At 33.5% G+C, this 21,043-nt stretch carries 19 protein-coding genes and 3 pseudogenes; 5 read left to right on the top strand and 17 right to left on the bottom strand.

All coding sequences use genetic code 11. The annotated features are described in order from the left end of the window. From HMPREF2706_RS03025 to HMPREF2706_RS03100, 15 genes and pseudogenes are all read right to left on the bottom strand, one after another. Positions 1-1,213: YSIRK-type signal peptide-containing protein (locus HMPREF2706_RS03025; RefSeq protein WP_141761273.1), on the bottom strand; the 1,213-nt coding region annotated here is incomplete at its 3' end. Between the two features lie 304 nt (positions 1,214-1,517). After that, a complete protein-coding gene (locus HMPREF2706_RS03030) occupies positions 1,518-2,204 on the bottom strand; it encodes a Crp/Fnr family transcriptional regulator (RefSeq protein WP_023351014.1) in 687 nt (228 codons plus the stop codon). Between the two features lie 161 nt (positions 2,205-2,365). Next, positions 2,366-3,308, bottom strand: a pseudogene (arcC, locus tag HMPREF2706_RS03035) (carbamate kinase). A gap of 18 nt (positions 3,309-3,326) precedes the next feature. Next, a complete protein-coding gene (gene arcD, locus HMPREF2706_RS03040) occupies positions 3,327-4,757 on the bottom strand; it encodes an arginine-ornithine antiporter (protein WP_049427778.1) in 1,431 nt (476 codons plus the stop codon). Positions 4,758-5,132: 375 nt separating this feature from the next. Continuing rightward, entirely contained in the window at positions 5,133-6,140 is a 1,008-nt protein-coding gene (gene argF, locus HMPREF2706_RS03045; protein WP_030059225.1) for an ornithine carbamoyltransferase, read from the bottom strand. 124 nt (positions 6,141-6,264) lie between these two features. Then, positions 6,265-7,500, bottom strand: coding sequence for an arginine deiminase (gene arcA / locus HMPREF2706_RS03050; protein WP_037550668.1), 1,236 nt, complete (start codon positions 7,498-7,500; stop codon positions 6,265-6,267). Between the two features lie 337 nt (positions 7,501-7,837). Then, complete coding sequence (locus HMPREF2706_RS03055; RefSeq protein ID WP_002436164.1) at positions 7,838-8,299, bottom strand: arginine repressor; 462 nt, start codon at positions 8,297-8,299, stop codon at positions 7,838-7,840. Between the two features lie 186 nt (positions 8,300-8,485). Beyond that, positions 8,486-8,701: a hypothetical protein gene (locus HMPREF2706_RS03060; protein WP_030062668.1), complete on the bottom strand. Its 216-nt coding sequence runs from the start codon at positions 8,699-8,701 to the stop codon at positions 8,486-8,488. Positions 8,702-8,727: 26 nt separating this feature from the next. Then, positions 8,728-8,931, bottom strand: coding sequence for a hypothetical protein (locus tag HMPREF2706_RS03065; RefSeq protein ID WP_030062669.1), 204 nt, complete (start codon positions 8,929-8,931; stop codon positions 8,728-8,730). A gap of 194 nt (positions 8,932-9,125) precedes the next feature. Further along, entirely contained in the window at positions 9,126-9,320 is a 195-nt protein-coding gene (locus HMPREF2706_RS12275) for a hypothetical protein (protein ID WP_030062671.1), read from the bottom strand. A gap of 356 nt (positions 9,321-9,676) precedes the next feature. Beyond that, the gene (locus tag HMPREF2706_RS03080; RefSeq protein WP_030062672.1) at positions 9,677-11,197 is read right to left on the bottom strand and encodes a M4 family metallopeptidase; all 1,521 of its coding nucleotides are present in this window, start codon (positions 11,195-11,197) and stop codon (positions 9,677-9,679) included. 332 nt (positions 11,198-11,529) lie between these two features. Then, positions 11,530-12,369, bottom strand: coding sequence for a M23 family metallopeptidase (locus HMPREF2706_RS03085; RefSeq protein ID WP_037550672.1), 840 nt, complete (start codon positions 12,367-12,369; stop codon positions 11,530-11,532). Positions 12,370-12,573: 204 nt separating this feature from the next. Continuing rightward, entirely contained in the window at positions 12,574-13,812 is a 1,239-nt protein-coding gene (locus HMPREF2706_RS03090) for an ArgE/DapE family deacylase (RefSeq protein WP_030062674.1), read from the bottom strand. Positions 13,813-14,255: 443 nt separating this feature from the next. Continuing rightward, positions 14,256-14,777 (bottom strand): immunodominant staphylococcal antigen IsaB family protein, encoded by a 522-nt coding sequence (locus tag HMPREF2706_RS03095; protein WP_002436274.1) that lies wholly within the window; start codon positions 14,775-14,777, stop codon positions 14,256-14,258. Positions 14,778-14,839: 62 nt separating this feature from the next. Beyond that, positions 14,840-15,382: an immunodominant staphylococcal antigen IsaB family protein gene (locus tag HMPREF2706_RS03100; RefSeq protein WP_023351002.1), complete on the bottom strand. Its 543-nt coding sequence runs from the start codon at positions 15,380-15,382 to the stop codon at positions 14,840-14,842. A 267-nt stretch (positions 15,383-15,649) separates the two neighbouring features. Between HMPREF2706_RS03100 and HMPREF2706_RS03105 the strand changes: the two genes are divergently transcribed. Beyond that, entirely contained in the window at positions 15,650-16,210 is a 561-nt protein-coding gene (locus HMPREF2706_RS03105; protein WP_030062675.1) for a hypothetical protein, read from the top strand. 51 nt (positions 16,211-16,261) lie between these two features. Here the strand turns inward: HMPREF2706_RS03105 and HMPREF2706_RS03110 are convergent, their stop codons facing one another. Then, a complete protein-coding gene (locus HMPREF2706_RS03110) occupies positions 16,262-17,041 on the bottom strand; it encodes a (S)-acetoin forming diacetyl reductase (protein ID WP_064212223.1) in 780 nt (259 codons plus the stop codon). A gap of 167 nt (positions 17,042-17,208) precedes the next feature. On the opposite strand from HMPREF2706_RS03110, the gene HMPREF2706_RS03115 reads away from it, so the two are divergent. The 3 genes and pseudogenes from HMPREF2706_RS03115 to HMPREF2706_RS12350 all read left to right on the top strand — a co-directional run. Beyond that, a complete protein-coding gene (locus tag HMPREF2706_RS03115; protein WP_030062677.1) occupies positions 17,209-17,568 on the top strand; it encodes a hypothetical protein in 360 nt (119 codons plus the stop codon). A gap of 162 nt (positions 17,569-17,730) precedes the next feature. Next, entirely contained in the window at positions 17,731-17,829 is a 99-nt protein-coding gene (locus HMPREF2706_RS12060) for a type I toxin-antitoxin system Fst family toxin (RefSeq protein WP_121909925.1), read from the top strand. A gap of 115 nt (positions 17,830-17,944) precedes the next feature. Beyond that, positions 17,945-18,031 (top strand): annotated as a pseudogene (locus tag HMPREF2706_RS12350) (recombinase family protein); the annotation flags it as partial. Between the two features lie 42 nt (positions 18,032-18,073). Here HMPREF2706_RS12350 and HMPREF2706_RS03120 read toward each other — a convergent pair. Further along, positions 18,074-18,793 (bottom strand): annotated as a pseudogene (locus HMPREF2706_RS03120) (MFS transporter); the annotation flags it as partial. 348 nt (positions 18,794-19,141) lie between these two features. Here HMPREF2706_RS03120 and HMPREF2706_RS03125 point away from each other — a divergent pair. After that, positions 19,142-21,019, top strand: coding sequence for a BglG family transcription antiterminator (locus tag HMPREF2706_RS03125; RefSeq protein ID WP_030062679.1), 1,878 nt, complete (start codon positions 19,142-19,144; stop codon positions 21,017-21,019). Positions 21,020-21,043 lie beyond the last annotated feature (24 nt).

The raw sequence follows: 21,043 nt of genomic DNA on the forward strand, positions 1-21,043 counted from the left end.
CTGAGTCACAGTCTGAATCCGAACCACAGTCTGAATCTGAGTCGCTATCTGAATCTAAATCACTATCTGAATCTGAATCATAGTCCGAATCTGAATCATAACTTGAGTCTGAATCACAGTCTGAGTTGTAATCACAGTCTGTGTCTGAATCGTAGCTTGAGTCTGAATCATAGCTTGAATCTGAATCATAATCTAAGCCTGAATCACTATCTGAGCTATAATCACAGTCTGAGTTGTAATCACTATCTGTGTTGTAATCACAATCAGTATTATATTCACTGTTTGTGTCGTAACCACTATCTGTGTTGTAATCATAACTTGTTGAATCAGTATCATAGTCTAAGCTACGATCCGAGCCGTAGTCACAATCTGTATTGTAATCACTATCTGTGTTGTAATCATTGCTTGTTGAGTCAGTGTCATAGTCTAAGCTACGATCCGCGTATAAATCGCAATCTGAGTTGCTATCTAAAGCTGAAACATTTTCAGCAACGTCTCCATTAGCTGAGACATCAGATGAATTATCTAAATCATCATTATTATTTTCGGAAACTCCACTTATTGCTTCTATATCGTAATTGTTAGAACCTGCTTGAATACCATTTTCACAGTCTGCTGATTCTGACAATGATTGATTAGCATCATTATTTTCTTCTTGAGTTTCATATTCTTGGGCTTTTTGTAATTCATCTATATTATTGTCGTTGTTCACTTGGTTATCTGTTTGTTCTTGCACTGATTCGTTGTCAAAAGTTTGTTCATTTGCAATGCAGTTATCAGTTGATTGGGCGTCAACTGATTCATTCTCCGTATTACGTGTGTTAATATCTGTTGAAACATTTTCTAATGATGTAGCATCTTCTTCTTGGGCTTTGGATGATGCATCATCACTATATTCAACTTCGTTCATAGGAACTTCATCAATAATACAATCGTTGTCTATTTGCTGAGTTGGTTGTTGCTCGTTATAGTCGTTTTGTGTGTTTTGAGTTTCTGTTAACATTTCTTCTTGCTGGCCTTGATCAGTAATACCCGAACAATCTTCATCCACTTGTGCCTGAGTTAATTCAGTTGAAGTCTCAGCCGCTTTAGCTTCATGATTCACTCCGAATATTAATGTTGCACCAACTAATATTGATGCCGTTCCTACTGTAAATCTTCTAATGGCATACTTATTGTGCCTGTTAGGCACGAAATCCATTCTTTTTCTCAAATTACTTCTCTCCCTAAAAAAATTTTGTGATTTATATAATCACACAGAATATAATACTACAATTTCTTTTTATATAAAAGAGTTAATTAAAATGTTATTAATAATTCACAAAATATATGAAATTTGTTTTTGGTGTTATTTTTTGAATTTCAATTTTATTTCAGAATATTTAGCGTTTCAACGTATTATTTTTATATTAGTAAATTTTTTAAGAAAACAAAAAGCGTTAGTTAAATAATTCATATGAATATCATTTAACTAACGCTCTAAAGTAATTATGAAATATTAAATTTTTTAAGTGTCATTATAAATCTTTGCTGATTAACCAGTTTTTATTACTTTTGAATAGAACTTTATCCTCTCGAAGTTCATTAATGATATGACCTGTGGTTTCTCTAGATATACCGGCCATATCGCTCAACAGTTGTATCGTCATGAATTGCTTAATTTCATAAAATTCATCATTATCATAACCAACTGTTTGGCAAAGATAGCGTAATATCTTTGTTACGCGTTCTTTCGCAAGCTTGCTGGTTAACGCCATATTATATTCAATGTGTTGGCATTGTGTTGCACTCAATAATTCAAATAACCTTACAAAGATATCCTCATGATTTTTACAAAGATATTCAATTAAATCTTTAGGTATGCCAATCACTTCGCAATTCGTCAATGCGGTGCACATTTCATTTGGCGCCTTATCTTGAAATAAATTGTTTAAGGGAAATAACACTTTTTCTCTATTTAAATAACGATACACATCACCATTAAGATTAAAGTTTTCTCTCATTATATTCCCTTCTATTAATAAATAGATATGCGTCGTTTCATCTGACGAAAAGTAAATTACCTGACCCTTACTATAATGTCTCACAAAGCATTGGCTTTTAAATGGAAGTAAGACACCTACAGGTATATGAATATATGACGCTAATTGTTTAAAACTTTCATCAAGTTCATTTTCTCTACAAAACATTTGATTTCCAGCCATAACATAAACTCCTTACTACCTAAGCTATTGGATAGAGGAACAACCAAACATCTTTTACAAGTTGTTAACGGGGTAAGTGTCAAAGAAGAACCGCTTCAAAGATGTTATATTTTTTGATTAGGGGGCCATCGTTCTTAAATCTCCAATAGCATAATCATTCATTATTTATGAATATGTGTACCTGCTTGCTTGTCGAACGCTTGATAAGCATTTTCCAAATTAGTGATGATCGCTTCTTTATGCTCCCCACTTTCAACGAAATCAATCGCCGCTTCTATCTTAGGTAGCATTGATCCTTCAGCGAATTTACCCTCTCGCGTAACGTTTCAAAGTTTCAACATCAATATCTGTTAACTTTTCTTCATTAGGTTCTTTAAAATTAATATACACGTGCTCTACATTGGTTAAAATCATTAGCGTATCCGCATCAATTAAGGCAGCTAACTTCTCGCTAGCGAAGTCTTTATCAATGACGGCGTCAACACCTTCATAAGTATTATCTTTCTTAATAACAGGTACACCGCCACCACCACATGCAATGATGATATTTTTTTGTTCAACAAGTGTACTTATCAATTTATGTTCAAGTATTGAAATTGGTAAAGGTGATGCGACAACCTTTCTATAACCACGACCAGCTGAGTCTGCTTTATAGATAGCCTCAGGTTGCGCTTCTTTCAATTCTTGCATCTCTTCTTCAGTATAAAATGGACCAATCGGTTTAGTTGGTCGATCAAATCTCGGATCATCTTTATCGACTTCTACACGAGTAATAATAGTACCGACAGCTCTGTCACTGCCAATCTCAGATAGTACACGGTTAATTTCTGTTTCTAACCAGTAGCCTATCATACCTTGTGTCATAGACCCACATACATCAAGTGGCATAGCGGGCGTTTGTTCACTATCAGATTGAGATTGTTGAATCAATAAATTACCTATTTGAGGACCATTACCATGCGAAATGACAATATCATTATCGGATTGAAATAGTGGTTTAAGTGTTTGCATGGTCATGCGAATAGCCCGTCGTTGTGCTTCTGCTGAACCTTCAGACGTCTGAATCGCATTACCACCTAATGCGATGACAATTTTTTTATCCATAACAGTTCGCTCCTTTTTCTAGAACACGTTAATCGCGCCACTACATAGTCGTATAAGTCCGACAATAGATAGAATGATAATGATAGCGAAGAAGATATAGTCAATGCGTGTTAAGCGTGTTTGGTTATTTTTTTGAACGATTGAATAAACGATAAGACCAGGAATGTAAAGCAACATTGTTAATAATAAATAATCAAATCCTGCAGCATAGACTAGCCATACTGCGTATAATGAGGCGAGTATACCTATTGTCCATTGTTTAGGTGTCGCGTGTTGTTTATGTTCAATAGTGTACTTAACTTGGTAAAAGGCACTGAACATATATGGGTATAAAATGGCACTAGATGCTAATGAAAATGCAAATTGGTACGCGCTGTCAGTGAACAACATACTAATCAAGAAAATTTGAACTAATATGTTAGTGATTAATAATGCATTGACTGGTGCGCCGTTTTCATTTTCCTTAGCAAACCATTTCGGGAATAATCCATCTTTCGCAACGATAAAAGACAACTCTCCGGCAAGTAGTGTCCAACCTAACCATGCACCTAAAACTGAGATAATTAGTCCGATGTTTACAAGTGTTGAACCCCAATCACCTACGATGTAAGCAAGGACATGTGCCATAGATGGTGCGTTTAATTGAGAGATATGGTTTTGAATGATAACACCTTGTGCTAATACAGTTAATAAGAAATAGATGAGTAACACTGAAATTAATCCTATTACTGTTGCAGTACCTACATCTTTCTTACGTTTGGCACGACTTGAAAAGACGACAGCACCTTCTATACCGATAAATACCCATACAGTGACGAGCATTGTACTTTTCACTTGAGACATTGTGTCTCCAAAGTTAAATGGTAGTGCACCATGTGCATTCATTCCGAAGAATCCTTCTTTAAAAGTTTCAAAATTAAAGGCAACTAACATGCATATAATGACTAATAATATAGGTATTAACTTGGCAACCGTAACAATACTATTAATAAACGCCGCAGTTTCTACCCCTTTAAGTATTAAAAAGTGAACACCCCATAATAAAATTGAAGCAACGAGTATACTTGGGAATGTGTTACCACCTTTAAAAATTGGGAAAAAGTTACCGACGGAAGACATTAGTAATGTTGCGTACGCGACGTTCCCTAAAAATGCAGAGAACCAATATCCCCATGCACTTGCAAAGCCGATAAAATCGCCAAAACCAGCTTGGGCATAACTGTATATACCGCCATCAAGATCCGGTCGTTCATTTGTAAGGTTTTGGAAAACGAATGCTAATGAAATCATGCCTATGGCTGTGATAACCCATCCTATAATAATGGCTAAACCACCAGCTTGTCCTCCCATATCAGACATGAGATTGAATGCACCGCCACCTATCATTGATCCTATTACAAGACCTATCAATGATGATCGACTTAACTTATTTTCTCCTTGTTCGCTCATATTCATTTCTCCTTTAGAAGTAGGAATCTATAGACTTACTTTTCCCTTTAATTGTTATCATTGTGCTGAAACTAATAGTGTATTTTCTTTCATTCATATCCTGTCATTAAGTCAGTATGCGAGAGTGGGTGTTGTGGAAAGGTGTGAAAGATAGTTACGACCGTTACATTAAACGGGTTAGTAAACATGTGACTACGGACGGATTGATAACGGTCAATTCGTAACGACTTAATGATGATGAACGTTTAATCTTGATTCATCACTGCTCGAATATGATAAACACAATCACTCATTTGACTTCATACACTTGGAGTGGCTCAATTTGTTTTGTATGTTGTAAGTCTATAGTTCCTCATGATGTTGTGTAGATTTAATCTAGCCTAGTGTAGCAGCCATAACAGCTTTAATTGTGTGCATGCGATTTTCGGCTTGATCAAATACTTTAGAGTGCTCACTTCTAAAGATTTCATCAGTAACTTCCATTTCACTGAGGCCATATTTATCATATATATCTTGACCGTATTCTGTTTGTGTATCGTGAAATGCTGGTAAACAATGTAAGAAGATTGTACTGTCTTTACCAGTTAATTCGAACATCGCTTTATTGACCTGATAGTCCTTCAATAAATTAATGCGTTCTTCAAACTCACTTTCTTCGCCCATAGATACCCATACATCTGTATAAATAACATCGGCATCTTTAACTGCTTCTTCGATCTTATCAGTGACTAACACGGAACCACCATATTTAGAGCCACAATCTCTAGCAATTTCTACATAAGCATCTTTAGGACTTAGTGCTTGTGGTGTACAAATTCTAATATTTACACCAAGCATCGCACCAGCTACCATTAATGAATGTGCCATGTTATTACGTCCATCACCGACATAAGTCAAATTAATGCCTTCAAGATGTCCGAAGTTTTCTTTTACTGTCATAAAGTCTGCCAACATTTGTGTTGGATGCCAATCATCTGTTAATCCGTTCCAAACTGGTACACCAGAGAATTCTGCAAGTTGTTCTACTTTCTCTTGTGAGAAACCTCTAAACTCTATACCATCAAACATTCTGCCTAATACTTTCGCAGTGTCTTCAACAGATTCTTTTTTTCCTAATTGTATATCATTTTTTCCTAAAAATTCAGGATGTGCACCTAAATCAATAGATGCGACTGTGAATGCAGCACGCGTACGTGTAGACGTTTTTTCAAAAAGTAATGCAATGTTTTTACCTTCTAAATAACGATGCGGTGTGCCTTGTTGTTTATACGTTTTTAACGTCATGGCAAAATCTATTAAACCTTCAAATTCTTCTTTGGTAAAATCACATTCTTTAAGTAGTGATCTTCCTTTTAAGTCAAATGGTTTCCGGATTTTTTCCATAATATACGCCCCTTTCATCTAATTAGTCGCAGTGTAAATCATCAGCGCCTTCAAAACTTAATATGATTAGTCTTAAAATTGAAAGCGATTTCAACTACACTATAACAGGTGTTTGAATACTATTCTATAAATCTTCTCTGAATAATGGTTGACTCATACATCTTGGGCCACCACGTCCGCGAACTAGTTCGCTTCCAGGAATTTCAATTACTTTAATACCGCGTTTTCTTAACAAATCATTTGATACATAGTTACGATCATATGTGACTACTACACCTGGACGGATACATAATGTGTTTGAACCATCATTCCATTGTTCACGTGCACCATCAATCACATCACCATTACCAGTTGGGATTAACTCGATATTATCAACACCAAGTACTTCCTCCAATGTTCGTTTAAGGTGACTTGAATGAGTGATTTTAATGTCATCACTAGCTTCATCATTTTCAATAATGAAAATGTTCATATTACCTTCAGCTTTAAGGATTGCAGAGTGCGTTGTGAACTTATCATAATCAATCATTGTACAAACTGTATCTAAGTGCATAAATGTACGGCTAGTTGGAATCTCAATTGCTACTACCTTTTTAAAAGTGGATAACGGATCTTTAAATATACGTCGTGCTAAGCGTTCGATAGCTTGAGCTGACGTACGTTCTGATATTCCAATTGCTAGTACTTCTTTAGAAAGTACAAGTTCGTCCCCACCTTCAATGTTGAAAGGACAATCACGGTCTAACCATACCGGAACATCCGCATCTTTGAAGCGAGGATGATGTTTTAAAATGTATGAAATGAAGATTGATTCTCTACGTCTAGCTCTCCAAAACATACGATTCACTGTAATACCTCGACCTATTGATGCTTGTGGGTCACGAGTGAAGTATAAGTTAGGCATTGGGTCTAAATAGAATGGATACTTGTCATCCATATACTCAACTAAATGCGTAGATTCTAATTTTATCTCTTCTTTACGCACACCAGCCATAACTTTATCAATCAACTCTTGATTAGATAATGTTGAGAATAATTTTTTTATTTCTTTCTCATGACCAAGAATTGTTTTACGAGATTCTGCTAACACATCATTGATGAATTGTTCTCTAATATCTGAATCTTCAATGCTTTCTGCAGCAAGTTTCTCTAAGTATAGTACTTCTACTCCTTCATCTTGTAACACTTTGGCGAACCGATCGTGCTCTTGTTGAGCAACCTCCAAATAAGGAATATCGTCAAATAGTAAACCACCTAAATAATCTGGAACTAAATTTTCTAACTCTTTACCTGGACGTTTAAGTAAAACGGTTTTAAGTTTACCAATTTCACTGTTTACTTGAATGGGTCCATCTGCCATATTCATTTCCTCCTTTTCTGTAACTTCAACATGAGTATATAGTGATTTCACATATATTTATGTGATTATATTCACAAGTTCAATGTAGAAAGTTTTGTACAATTTGGTTATTCAATACATTTATATGATTGTTTATACATTTTTGTATTGTTATTTCGTATGGAAAATGAATATTCAGCTAATATGAAATAATGAATGTTTCGATAAAAAGTTTTTTATTCACTTAAATGAATAGTTAGTCAATATGTGAATTAATAACTTTAGTAATATAAAAGACTTAGCAAACGCATGCAATACGTTTACCAGGCCTTTCGATTCATTATTCAGATATGAGAGATTATGAATAATTATGATTGAATATTTTGTAATACACATATTCAGCCATTGCTTTAGAATGAGTAAGTATCATAATAGTGTCGTTGCCACTTATAGTACCAACAATCTCTTTAAGTTGTAATTGGTCAATATAATAATTGATACTTTGCGCAAATCCTGGTGACGTCTTTATAAGTATATATGATTCTTTAATCACGGTACTAATGATTTCTGTTTCTAGATAATCATCTAGCTTAATTTTAGCGTCGATTTGCGATTGATTATTTAAAATTTTGTATTCAAATTGTTTGCTCTCAGCTGGCAGACGAAAAATATTAAGTTCTCTCAAGTCTCTCGCAATGGTTGTCATACTATAACGAATGCCAAAGTGATCATCAATATAATCAATGATATCTGCTTTTTTATAGATGTGATTTTGTTTAACAATCATGGTTACTAAATCCTGACGTTTACTCTTTTTCATTAAATGATAAACTCCTCACTAAATCTAATTTAAATTCATTTAAACTTTAATAATTCTTTTTATTTAATAATAATTTATCATTCTAATGTTAAAAATATATGAGAAAGTATGTAAAATTTTGTGACAAATATTGAGTAACACAGGTAGTACTATACATCACTTTAATGTATAACTGACATTGAACAATCATTTGTACAATGTATAAGATGTCTTATCTTTATAAATCATTCTAATCCATCCAATCATTAATAAAGCCGAATTAATGATTGATAATAAGTTAGAATAAAATGCAGATACGTGAATCAAATGAGTGAATATTAAAATATTAATGAAGAAAAGAATGATTAGTGGTGTAAATAAAATGAAATCTATAATATTCAGACCTTGCTCAGATTTATTCAACCCCAATCAACTCCTAAACCTTTCTATCATTGATCGTGTTTATCTTTCTTATTTATTCGAATCAAACTAATAAAAACGATAATGGTATAAATAGTGGCAACATAATTAGATTGGCTTTCTGACAACTTTACTATGTCAAAGGTATTTAAGAAGCACATCACTGCAACTATAAATAAAATGACAATCAATACGAAATCTTTTTTAGTTAACTTCTTTAATAATTTACGCACTTCTTATCTCCTAACACTTTATTTTCTATTTGGAATGTTTATGTTCATCCAATGACTTAAACAGATTAAGGACGACAATGATTATAAGAAGTATTAACGTAATGATTGGCGATACGTGTATTAAATTAAATATCTGCAAAACTCCAATTAAAACGGCTAATAAACTAATAATGATTAACAGAATATCAATAACTTCAAGTTGTTTTATCTTTTTCATCCTCTTCTCTCCTAGTAATATTGCTTTTAGAGCATAATTTTTCATTTATAAAAGATGTCACAATAATCATAAGCAATGCTAATAATACGACATTTAGTAAAGGCAACTTAAAAAAACTAACGAATCCCATAATCAATATTCCTATAACGTCTCTTAAATTAAAATCTTTCATTGGATCATTCGTGTTTATAACCCCTCATTTGTATTGTCTCTTTCACTCTTTATAACATTTATAAGATAGAATAAAAAGGTTAGGTAGAGTTAAGAATATCTATTAATAGTTTCAATCAATAGACTGCCGTCTCACTTCGGCTAGACAACCCGCAGTCTCCTCCCTAAGAATATTTTAAAGCCCCTACTCTACTGTTAGAGTAAGGGCCACATGAAGCCAAACATTGTTTGATCATCATTTATTAAGGCGTTTAATATTTGTAAGTGTTTAACATTAATTCTTGTTTATTAAGGCGTTGATTATGTTCGTTGATAGATTGTTTATGGCTGATTTAAACGATTTAAAGTTTCAATTATTTATACACCAACGTCGTCCCATGCATCTGCTACTTGGTTAGCTGTGTTTTTATCATATAAATCTAAAGCTGATTGATACAGCGCTTCTTTAGCATCACTAAAGTTTGAATTTGAACTTAAATATTCTGTGAGCGCTCTGTAGTAAATTTGTTGTGCTTTACCCTTTCCAATACTACGTATTGTATTGTAAGCTGCTTTATTAGGAATTCCAGAGTTAGTGTGTACACCACCATTATCTGATTGTGTATTTACATAATCATCCATGTGAGATGGTTGTCCAAATCGTTCGGGATTGGACATACTTCTTAGTGCATCTCCATTTTGTCCTGGTGTATACACATCCTCACCCATTAAGAAATCTTCATCATCGACAAAGTAACCGAAGACATCCGAGAAACTTTCATTTAAAGCACCTGATTGATTACGATAATTAAGATTCGCTGTTTCTTGGGTTACACCATGTGTGATTTCATGAGCTACAACGTCATTTGCACCAGATAGTGCTGTAAATGTTCGTCCGTCTCCATCCCCATATATCATCTTATCGCCAATCCATGCGGCATTATTTCTATTATCAGAACCTTGGAATTTGTTTACGTGGGCTAGAGAGATAATTGAACTTCCTCTATCATCATATGATTCACGACCGAAAGTATCTTTATAGTAGTCATACACTTGTTTAGCGTAGTAATTAGCGTCAACACCAGCACGTTGATTATCATCTGTGAAGTTTTTATCGTTATCTTTGATGAGCGAATGTTGGCCAGTGTTATCACTATAATTGTAAGCTGCTAATTGTCCTTGATGCGTTAAATCTTGTAACGCATATCCTCCATTTACACTATTGATATTAATTTGTTTCGTATCACCAAGCACACCTTTACCGGTACCTGTCGTCGCTGCTTCTTTGATGAGATTTAGTTTATCGACAACTTGGCCTGTTTCTGCATCAACTTTGATATTCCAATGTGAAATTTTAGGTATTGTGGTAATCAATTCTACATTGTAAACATACTTATTTGTTTTACCATCGATTTCTACTTTATTTGTTTTGACGGCGTCTTCTTTCATATTTTTCGCTTTTTTAGGATTAAGGTTAACCGCTTCAAACGCTTTTTTAGATGCTTGTTCTTTGTTGATCGACACCTCATTAGTTGGTTTCACCTTCTTCGCATCAGTGTCACCGTTAATTAATACAACTTTGCCTTCAGTATTCACATGTACTTTAACCTCCTCATCAGGAGCAAAGACGTTACCTACCTTAGGTTGTAAAGTGTAGTGCGTAAATCCTTTGTTGTCTTTTTTTACATCAGTGACAACATAGTCTTTATAATGGTTCTTAACGTTTTCTGAACCAGGCAATGCTTTAAGTGCTTTTGGTGCGTCAGTCTGTTGAGTAACCTTCGCATCAATGTCTTGTTTTACTGACTTGTCTTTAGCATGGCCATCCATAGTGACAAAGGGGCTTGCGACCGTAAGTGCTGCGATACTTGTAAGTGCATATTTTGAAAAATTTTTCATCTCGTAACCTCCTATAAATTTTTGAAAAAGCAACTTACGGTGCCATCGTAATTTTAATTTTCTGTTAAGTAAATGGAAACTGCATTTTATTCACATACTTTTCATTTATAAATTATTTGTATAAATAATATGTTCATTATGTCAAAAACTTATGTTAGTATTTAAACTTTGATAAACTGTATTTATTTATTTTTATTAATTAAACTGCAATAAAATTAATAATTATATTATGCATAATGAAATTAAGCGAAAGTGTATTGTGCGTAATACCTTTGATATCAAGGGTTTTGAAACATAAAAAAATTACTCGACATTCAATCGAGTAATTTCCATCAATCATTTTTTAATATTTCACCTTTAATAGGATTATTATAATCTTTAAATTGAATCTTCAATGATTGACCATTTTCCAAATCAGGGGCATTCATAACTTGAAAGTGTAAATGAGGTTCGGTAGAGTTTCCTGAATTGCCACACTGGCCAATCACTTCTTGCGCATAAATTAAATCCCCTTCATGTACAGTAATCGAATGCTTCTTTAAATGGGCAAGAACACTATACTCATGATCGCCATGCTTCATCATTACATAATTTCCATATGGCTCACTCTCATTTGTGTTTCCAGGCGTATTATCATTAATATGGTTCACAACTTTGACAACCTCTCCATAAATCGGTGCAACCACATTCGCCCCAAAACTATAATAATTTGAACAAAATTGACCACCATCATACATCGTTTTACCATTGACTAGTTTCACTAAATCATATGCATAGCGTTGCGTTTCATAGTTATAGTGGTAATTAAATAATTCGTTATCTCCACCCCAATATATTAGCCATTCATCTTTAATAGGAAGATCATAAGTCTGTTTCGTCCATTTATCTTTAAAATAATAGAGGGGTTTCAGTATTAAACTATAAATAACATCATTTTCCAATAACACGAAAATACCATAATTTTGGTATTCATCTAGCCAGATTTTTTCGCCACTCTTTTCATTACCTATATCAACATACAAAGTATGTTTCTTCGCATATTTCATATATAGATCTAATGTTTCCTTTAACATGCGTTTACTAATAGAGCGCTTAAAACTTTTAGAAAACATCCTATATAACTCATTGTGCTTTTTATTTTCGATTAGAGTAATTAATTTATTTAAGTCCATTTTCATCCCCCCAGATGTCCTATACATTAATATATATTCCCTAATTTATATATAATTATCATATTTCATCTTTATATATAAAAATTAGACCCTTACAAATAAAAGCCTATGAATTCACTAAAAATATCCATTCAATCAAAAATGCACAAAAAAGCCCACCTCACTTTTTCTAGCGAGATGGGCTTTCACCTTATCAATTAATACTTAAAATTCATCAGTAAATGACGTTAAGAAATCGATATAATAATCAACAAAATCAAGATAATTTTGTTTTTCAACACATTCGTCAACTTGATGAGGTCTAATACCAGGGCCGAACATTAAGAATGGGAAGTGCTCATCCTTACCACGAAGTAAGTTAGACGCATCTGTAACCGCAACAGTCGGCGTAATAATTAAACCTTCCTCATTAGGGAAATGTGCTTGTGCTTTCTCATGGCCAAGTTCTACCAATCTATTTTTACCAGTTGTTACAACAGGCGCTAAATCAAGATAGATTTCTTGAGATAAACTTGAACCATTTTCGTTAGCTTGTTTTAAATATTTATTAAATAATTCTTTAACTTTGTCATTATTATATTCTGGTATAGTACGCACGTTAAATTCAGCAGTCGCACTATCCGGTACAGAATTGACTTGTGAACCACCGTTAAAGATACTATTTGTCATGACTAAACCTTCAATTAAATCTTTAGCCTGTTCTTTAGTGACATTTTCAGGTAATTGACCTGCTAACTTATTCACCATATTACTGTAGTCTAAAGACTCACCTTTAACAGTTTGCGTAAGTTCTTCATATTCTTTATCAATATTTTGAATAAATTCGAGTAGTGGTTTAATCGCATTTTCACCTAAGAATGGCATTGAACTATGTGAAGATCTACCTTTAGAAGTGATTCGGAAATCCATAGAACCTTTATGCGCATAGACTAAACTTGGATAAGACGGTTCAGCGATAAGTAACGCGTCTAAATCGTCTGCATAGCCTTTTTCATATAATTGTGAAGAACCTGCTTGTTCCATTTCTTCACCAACAGTCGCCATAAATTTAATTGTACCTTTATTTAACTGGTTACTTTCTTTAATTTCGATTAACGCAATGGCTAATGCTGCTAAACCTGATTTCATATCAGCAGCACCGCGTCCATACAAGTAACCATTATCTTCAGTCAATTCAAATGGATCGTAAGTCCAGTCATCATGATTTCCTTCAGCGACCACGTCCATGTGACCTGAAATACCGATGACAGGTTGACCTGAACCAACAGTGGCAATTAAATTGGCACGTCCTTCTGAAACTTCATCTAATTCTGATTCAATTCCATACTTGTCGAACCACTTTTGTAAGTATTTCGCTACTTCTAATTCATTGTCGTTCACTGTTTTGATTGCGACGATATCCGATAGAATTTTGACTCTCTCTTCATTTGTTAATACACTCATGAATGATTACCACCTTTCCATGACTTCTATACCCACTCACTTTGAAAATTAATTTTCCGACAGAAAGTGAACTTTATCAAATTTTAATATTTCATTGATACAACTTAAATTACGTATAAGGAAAATTAAAATTCTTAAGCGCTGGTGCACTTTAATAAGGGGGAGGATATCATCATCATTGACCTTTATCAGTGTCTCTCTATTCATCATATCAGTTTTCCCTACTCTAATTTTATAGATTTGAATAAATATTTCTCCACTAAATAAAAAAGAGTGGCACAGAAATATAATTTGTCAAAATTAATTTCTTTGTACCACTCCGGCAAGGATGACTAAGATTGAAAGAAGCTTAGCATAAGTGCACTTTCAATTCAGATATCTACTGCCAATATGTTAATTAAGGTTGAGACAATTATCTATGTTACAGCCTCCACCTATAAATCTTATTTACTTGGTGTAGAAAGTGAGTAGCCAATCGTCACTGCTACGACACGACTATTATCTACTACAAACAATACACCTAAACCTTTACCTGAAGGTGTATAACAAAAAATACCGCCATCCTTGTTTTTATTATGACTTTTCTTAATTAAATCTTTGCCATAAGCTTTTTTCAGCTGATTTAAGGTTAAATCTTTAGTCACAGTAAATTGGACTTGTTTAGCCTTAATCCCATCATTTGCGACACCTTCGAAATGTTGATCATACTTATCGACCATTTTAGTACCAGTCGAATGTGTCAATTTAATTCCATTAAATGTCACATTATTACTCTTAACGGCTTTAATAAATTGCTCTTTAATTAAGAATGATCCATTTCCTTTAACGTAACCTTGATACGTATAGTAATGTGAGTTTGTAGCTTGAGCAATGCCATTAACTGGTGAAGCCGTAGAAACACCCACTCCTACTAATGTTCCCATTGCGATAGTTGATGCTACAAATACTTTAGTTAGTTTTCTCATGATAAGCTATCTCTTTTCTAAATTTAATGTTGCTTGTTCATTACGTATTAATAAATGATTAGCTAGAATTTTTCTCCAGTCACACCTAGTGTTCCGATTGTAATTTTAGTTACTTTATTATTCTTAGTAGTAAATGATATACCATAGTGTTTATTTCCTGGGCTATAAGCATACGTTTTAGTGCCTTTGTGCTTGTTAGGTAAAGCTCTCAAACCTTTACCATAAGCTTCTTTAAGTTGTTTCACAGATAGATGACTTGTAACTTTAAACTCTACGCTACCTGCTCTCGTTTTCTTAGTATTAACTCCACTAAAGCTTTGGTCATATTTCTTAACCGTGCCTTTATATTTGTTCACATGATTTTTACCAGTTGTGTAAGGAATTTTAATTCCATTCATTCTAAAAGTGTCATACTTTAACGAATTAATAAATAGTTGGTTTAAAACAAATGAGGCATGATTACCAGCATATCCTGTAAATGAGTAGTAAGGTGCTGTTGCTGCATGGGCTTGATTCACTGGTGGCGTATCTGTTGAAAGGCCAACTCCAAATACTGTTCCGGCTGCTAACATTGACGATAAGATTACTTTTGTAGTTCTGTTCATAAATGGATCTCTCCTCTGTTTTTATTGGAATCGCTATTTATGTACAACAAAGATGGGATATTACGATTCAATTACAATATTACAATGCGATTACATAAAGTGCAAATTTTTCTTTAATGTTTTTTATTACATTCTTGTAATTTTTTATATTTTCAAAAATAATTGGTATGATATATGTAACTTATTATTTCAAAATAGTTCTACTTATGACCCGAAAACGATTATAATAGAATACAGAAAAATTTAATAAGGACGGAGGACAACCATTTGAAAAAGATATTAGCAAGCATCGTAGTGATCCTTCTTGTCGCTGCATTAAGCTTCTCAATTTATGCAGCAATGACGCATGAAAGCAAATCTTCTAATACAGACTCAAATAAAGACAATCAAAAAACTGAAGAGAAACATAAGAAGAAAAATAAATCTAATCAAGACAGCGATCAATATAATGGAAATAATAACGCTAACCAAAGCCAAGAAAATGCGCAATCAGAACCAGCATCTGGCACATATAACGGAAACTCTAATATCAATCATTCCAACAACACAACTAAGCAACCTAGCAATAATCAGTATCAAAACGATAAACAACAAACCAAAACAAACGAAACTAAAGATAAACCATCTAAGAACAACTACAAACCAAGCACGCAAAATAACACGAGCAATAATAACTACAATAACCATTCACAACAAAATAGTCAGAACTCTACACAACCATCAACATCAGAGAAACCTAACAACCAGCAATCTAGCTCACAAAACTCTGAAAACAAACCAAGTAACCAACAAAACAATAACAACAGCACACAAAATAAACACGAGTAATAAAAAAACGTTTATGCAAACAGATGTATGCATAAACGTTTTTATTTTTTATTAATGGAATCTCATACCACCATCAACAATGATAGTTTGTCCTGTAATATAGTCTGAATCACTACTTGCTAAGAAGCTGACAACGTTAGCCACATCTTCCGGTTTTGAAAGACGTTTTAAAGTGATTTGATCAGTGAACTGTTTCCAACCCCACTCTTCGGGTTGATTGTTCTCTTTAGCTAATTTTATTGCAATACCTTCCATCATTGGTGTTTCAACAATACCAGGTGCATACGCATTAACTGTAATACCTTTATCAGCTAAATCACGAGCAGCAACTTGTGTTAAACCTCTAACAGCAAATTTAGTACTACTATATAAAGATGATCCCGCATTACCCTCTACACCAGCTTGAGAAGTAGCATTAATAATTTTACCGCCATGACCTAACTTATTAAATTGTTCTAATGCAGCTTGTATTCCCCAGAATACGCCACCTAGATTGACTCCAATAACTTGATCAAATTGTTCAGGTGTCACTGTATCAATTGGCGTCATTGGACCTAAACCTGCATTGTTAACTAATACATTAAACTCTCCAAAGTGCTCGACCACTTTTCTTAATACTGAAAAGACTTCATCACGATTTGAGACATCAGCTTTAAAGGCAATTGCCTCTTGTTCATTTGTAGTTAAAGATGACGCAGCATTTTTAGCACCTTCTTCATTGTAATCAACTATGGCTAAATTAAATCCATCTTTAAATAAACGTTCAGCAATTTTCAAACCAATACCTTGAGCCGCTCCAGTAACAACAGCTACTTTTTTAGAATTACTCATCCAAATCACTCCTATAGATAATATATTCAATTATTATATTATCACTAAGATATAAGAATGATTTGTAGAGATTGTGAATACTTATTTAAATTTTATATCTTATTTGGCAATTACATATACTTATGAGTTATCATAAATTATAAATAATTTTAAAAAGGTGTTTAACGTTGAAAAAGTTAATTTATATCGCTCTTGTAATTATAGTAGTAGCCATTTGTTATATGATTCTAAATTTCTTATTTTTTGATAAATGGGTTATGTATTCCAGTGAAAAACAATTAAATACCTCTATTAAAAATAAAGATACTAAAAACTTAAAAGAAATTGCTAAAGATAATAAAACTTATCAATTTCTAAAAAGCCAAGATAAAGTTTCTATTAATGGACAATCAGATAATCAAGGTAGCGGTCATATAGGTTATTATCAAGTGAATATTAATGACAAACTAGCTACTCTAACTGTTAAAATTAAGTATGCATTACTACCAGAAAAACCAAAAATAAAATCAGTAGAATTAAATGACTAACTAACAAAAAGACTCTAATACATATCAAATTGTACTAGAGTCTTTTTAGTTAACATAAATGACTTATCGGAAGTTAACTCTCATCGTATATTCGGGGATGATATAATATATAGGTCGCCTATCCCTCAGGCGTCAATTTGACGTAGAGAGGAGGTGTATAGAGTGATGCTTATTTTCGTTCACATCATAGCACCAGTCATCAGTGGCTGTGCCATTGCGTTTTTTACTCATTGGCTAAGTAAACGCAATAAAAATAGGTGACATATAGCCACACCAACAAAAATCCCCTCACTACTCGCAATAGTGGGGGATTGGTGTATAAGTGAATACTTATTTTCGTTACCTAAATTATAACACTGGTGAGTGAAGAAATGCAAAAAGTGTGTATAAAGGACGTCCTATATTATACTCACCTAATGCGAAAAATCCTCAAAAACGTATTGTCTATCATAGAGTTGTAGAGAAGACTATTTTTTAATTCCCATACTACAAACAAACTAAATAGTATGATAAAAGTTATTAAATTCCCATAAACGAGTAAACTTTTAATAGAATTATGAGACCATGCAGTTAGACTGATTAATAAACAAAATATAGATAGAAATAACAATATATTTCCTCGCAAATCTAGGTGAATAGATGTACTTCTATTTTCTTTAATATTTCTCTTCAATATTAAACAGCCAACTAACCCTACTACGATAAAGGGAATATTCATCCAAAATATCCATCTCCAACTTCCTAAAGAGAGTAAACTCCCTCCTACACTAGGTCCTAAAACTGGTCCTATTCCTAAAAGTATACTTAGCGTTCCTAGGGCCGATCCTTGTCTATCTTCAGGAATACTAGTTGTAATAATAGCAGTGGCAGTGCCTTGCAACATTGCTGCTCCGATGCCTTGCAAACCTCGAAATGTGATCAATTGGATAATATTACTTGAAAAACCACATAAAATTGAAGCTATTAAAAACACAATAAGCCCGATACTATAGATATTTATTCGACTAAATTTGTCACTCAATCTTCCAAATATGATAATCGTTCCCGTCAATAATAAAGTATATAAAGTGACACTCCATGTTATCAATGATGTATCAACATTAAATGATTTCGATAAAGTAGGTAATGCAACGTTAATAATCCCACTATCTAAGGTAGATAAAAACATTCCTATGCCTGCGGTAAAAACAACTAAATAATCAAAATATTTAGAAGAAATGTTCAACTATAATACCTCCTCATCTAACTAATTTACTCATACCCATATAACATTTTGCTTAACAATATAATGAAGAAACTGTTATTTGAGCAAGTCAATTAAAATTAATGTTTGATGGGAGTAGTTGTTGAGTCAATTGTTCTAATGTAATGATTTAAATTTGGAAGTTCGTTGTCTTGAATATCGGAGACTTGGAGTCTATTAATTGTTTGATTACAATGATCGATAATTTCGTACTTAATTCTTCAAAGTTGATTATCATACCTACTTGCCTATCTCCTCGCTAACAAGTAAACTTTGATTGTGGAGTAAGCGTTTTCCTAATCAAACTTTGTGGGAGAAGTGAGATGGACTATGATAAACAGACAGATTAAACTCATTCAACTCTTAATCAATAACGCTCAAACGTACATTAGCGGGAATGAAGTTTCGGCTTATTTAAATGTGTCTAATCGCACAGTTAGGAATGATATTAAAGTTATTAATTCTACATTCATTGATAATCTTATAGTGAGTGTTAAATCTAGAGGCTATCAATTAAATTTAGATGCATATTCTATTAGTTTTATTGAGGGACAATTAAATGACAGTATTCTTAAAGAGAGAAAGTTATTAATTACGATTGCTTATAAATTATTGATGGATCATCATACATATACTTTGAGTGAGCTTGCATCACATTTTCATCTATCAAAGGCAGATGTACTCGATTGTGTCACACGTATCCAAACTTGGTGTGAAAAATTTGATGTCACCATCACTTTGAAAAGGAAACAAGGCATCATTATCGATGCTAGTGGTTCGGATTTAAGTAATGCGGTTCTTCATCTGAATCAACTCTCTTCGAATGAAATTAAAGTGGAAGATTTGATTCTGCAAGAATTACCACAGGGACATATTCAGCGTATTCATCATATTATTAAGAAACATATTCAAGCTTCCGAGCTTCAAACGTCAGATAATCAAGTGCGACAATTACTTGTGCATTTAATCTTAATTATTAAGCGCTCTAACTCTGAGGAGTTAGATTGGGAGTCGAATCCAACTTCTCTAGCCATAGCACGACAGTGTATTAAAGATATTAATCAACAACTAGGTTACCAGCTAACTGATGAAACGAGTCAATTGTTTTCATTCTTCATTAGTTATCATTTCAATCAATTTGATTTAAGCTTCCAACAACTCTTTATTCAAAGTTATATTCAACGGTTAATACAATTGATGGAAACGAATGTAGATATTCCTTTTTCTAAAGATTCAATTCTAAAAGAAAATATTTATACGCACTTTAGTCGTACCTACTTACGATTAATGCGCAATGTTTACCTCAACAATCCGCTGACATCTGAAATCAAACAACTCTATCCTTTTATCTTTAACACGCTTTACGATGTAATTCATCAGTTATCTAAAGACACTGACATACAACTTAGCGAAGATGAAATTGCCTTTTTGACGATTCATTTTCAATCATCAATTGAACGACAAATGCACTCGACCATTAACGTCGTCATTGTGTGCTATTACGGCTTAGGGGTTTCAACTTTATTAGCTGAAAGAATTAAGAAATTAAGTCCTTCAATATCAATTGTTGATACATTGAAACTTGAAGATGTTGAGACATATGACTTTGCGCAAGTGGATTTACTCATCACAACGCATGATATCGACTTAAGTCACAAACGTTCATCACACCTTCCGAAAGTGATTCAGGTGTCGCCATTATTTTCGAAAGATGATGAACGCCAAGTTGAACATGTAATTAAAACGTTTAAAAACCCAACGTTACAAAGAGATGCCCTGTCACCAATAGAATTTGTGGTTGAGTCCGACATCGAACAAGATGAACCTTCCATTGCACTCTCAATCTTTAAGAGAACTCAAGAGATTCTAGAAGAACATCAAACGACTTTAGACGGTTACATTGAATCTGCGATGGAACGCGAACGTCAGTCTTCAACTTTCATAGGCAATGGTATGGCGATTCCTCACGGTAATCCTGAGAAGGTGCTGAAATCTCATGTGATTGTCTATAAATTCAAGCACCCCATTCCTTGGAAACAACATGATGTGAAGTTAGTATTCTTCCTAGCGATTGCGAAGAAGGATGCGCAAATGATGAAAAATATGATTCAGTCACTAGCCCAACTTGATGAACATACGGTTGATCAGTGGTGTATGATGGAGAACCATGACTTTAAAAATAAGTTAATCGCTCAAATTCGAGAATAATTGCCACTAATAACGGCAATTATT

This window comes from Staphylococcus sp. HMSC067F07 (assembly GCF_001837405.1).
Lineage (GTDB): Bacteria > Bacillota > Bacilli > Staphylococcales > Staphylococcaceae > Staphylococcus > Staphylococcus capitis.

Excerpts from the sequence above, each read along its gene's own strand:
- arcD (WP_049427778.1), bottom strand. The coding sequence starts at position 4,757 with ATGAGCGAACAAGGAGAAAATAAGTTAAGTCGATCATCATTGATAGGT.
- HMPREF2706_RS03055 (WP_002436164.1), bottom strand. The coding sequence starts at position 8,299 with ATGAAAAAGAGTAAACGTCAGGATTTAGTAACCATGATTGTTAAACAA.
- HMPREF2706_RS03080 (WP_030062672.1), bottom strand. The coding sequence starts at position 11,197 with ATGAAAAATTTTTCAAAATATGCACTTACAAGTATCGCAGCACTTACG.
- HMPREF2706_RS03100 (WP_023351002.1), bottom strand. The coding sequence starts at position 15,382 with ATGAACAGAACTACAAAAGTAATCTTATCGTCAATGTTAGCAGCCGGA.
- HMPREF2706_RS03030 (WP_023351014.1), bottom strand. The coding sequence starts at position 2,204 with ATGGCTGGAAATCAAATGTTTTGTAGAGAAAATGAACTTGATGAAAGT.
- HMPREF2706_RS12275 (WP_030062671.1), bottom strand. The coding sequence starts at position 9,320 with ATGAAAGATTTTAATTTAAGAGACGTTATAGGAATATTGATTATGGGA.
- HMPREF2706_RS03095 (WP_002436274.1), bottom strand. The coding sequence starts at position 14,777 with ATGAGAAAACTAACTAAAGTATTTGTAGCATCAACTATCGCAATGGGA.
- HMPREF2706_RS03090 (WP_030062674.1), bottom strand. The coding sequence starts at position 13,812 with ATGAGTGTATTAACAAATGAAGAGAGAGTCAAAATTCTATCGGATATC.
- HMPREF2706_RS03125 (WP_030062679.1), top strand. The coding sequence starts at position 19,142 with ATGATAAACAGACAGATTAAACTCATTCAACTCTTAATCAATAACGCT.
- HMPREF2706_RS03110 (WP_064212223.1), bottom strand. The coding sequence starts at position 17,041 with ATGAGTAATTCTAAAAAAGTAGCTGTTGTTACTGGAGCGGCTCAAGGT.
- HMPREF2706_RS03085 (WP_037550672.1), bottom strand. The coding sequence starts at position 12,369 with ATGGACTTAAATAAATTAATTACTCTAATCGAAAATAAAAAGCACAAT.
- arcA (WP_037550668.1), bottom strand. The coding sequence starts at position 7,500 with ATGGCAGATGGACCCATTCAAGTAAACAGTGAAATTGGTAAACTTAAA.
- argF (WP_030059225.1), bottom strand. The coding sequence starts at position 6,140 with ATGGAAAAAATCCGGAAACCATTTGACTTAAAAGGAAGATCACTACTT.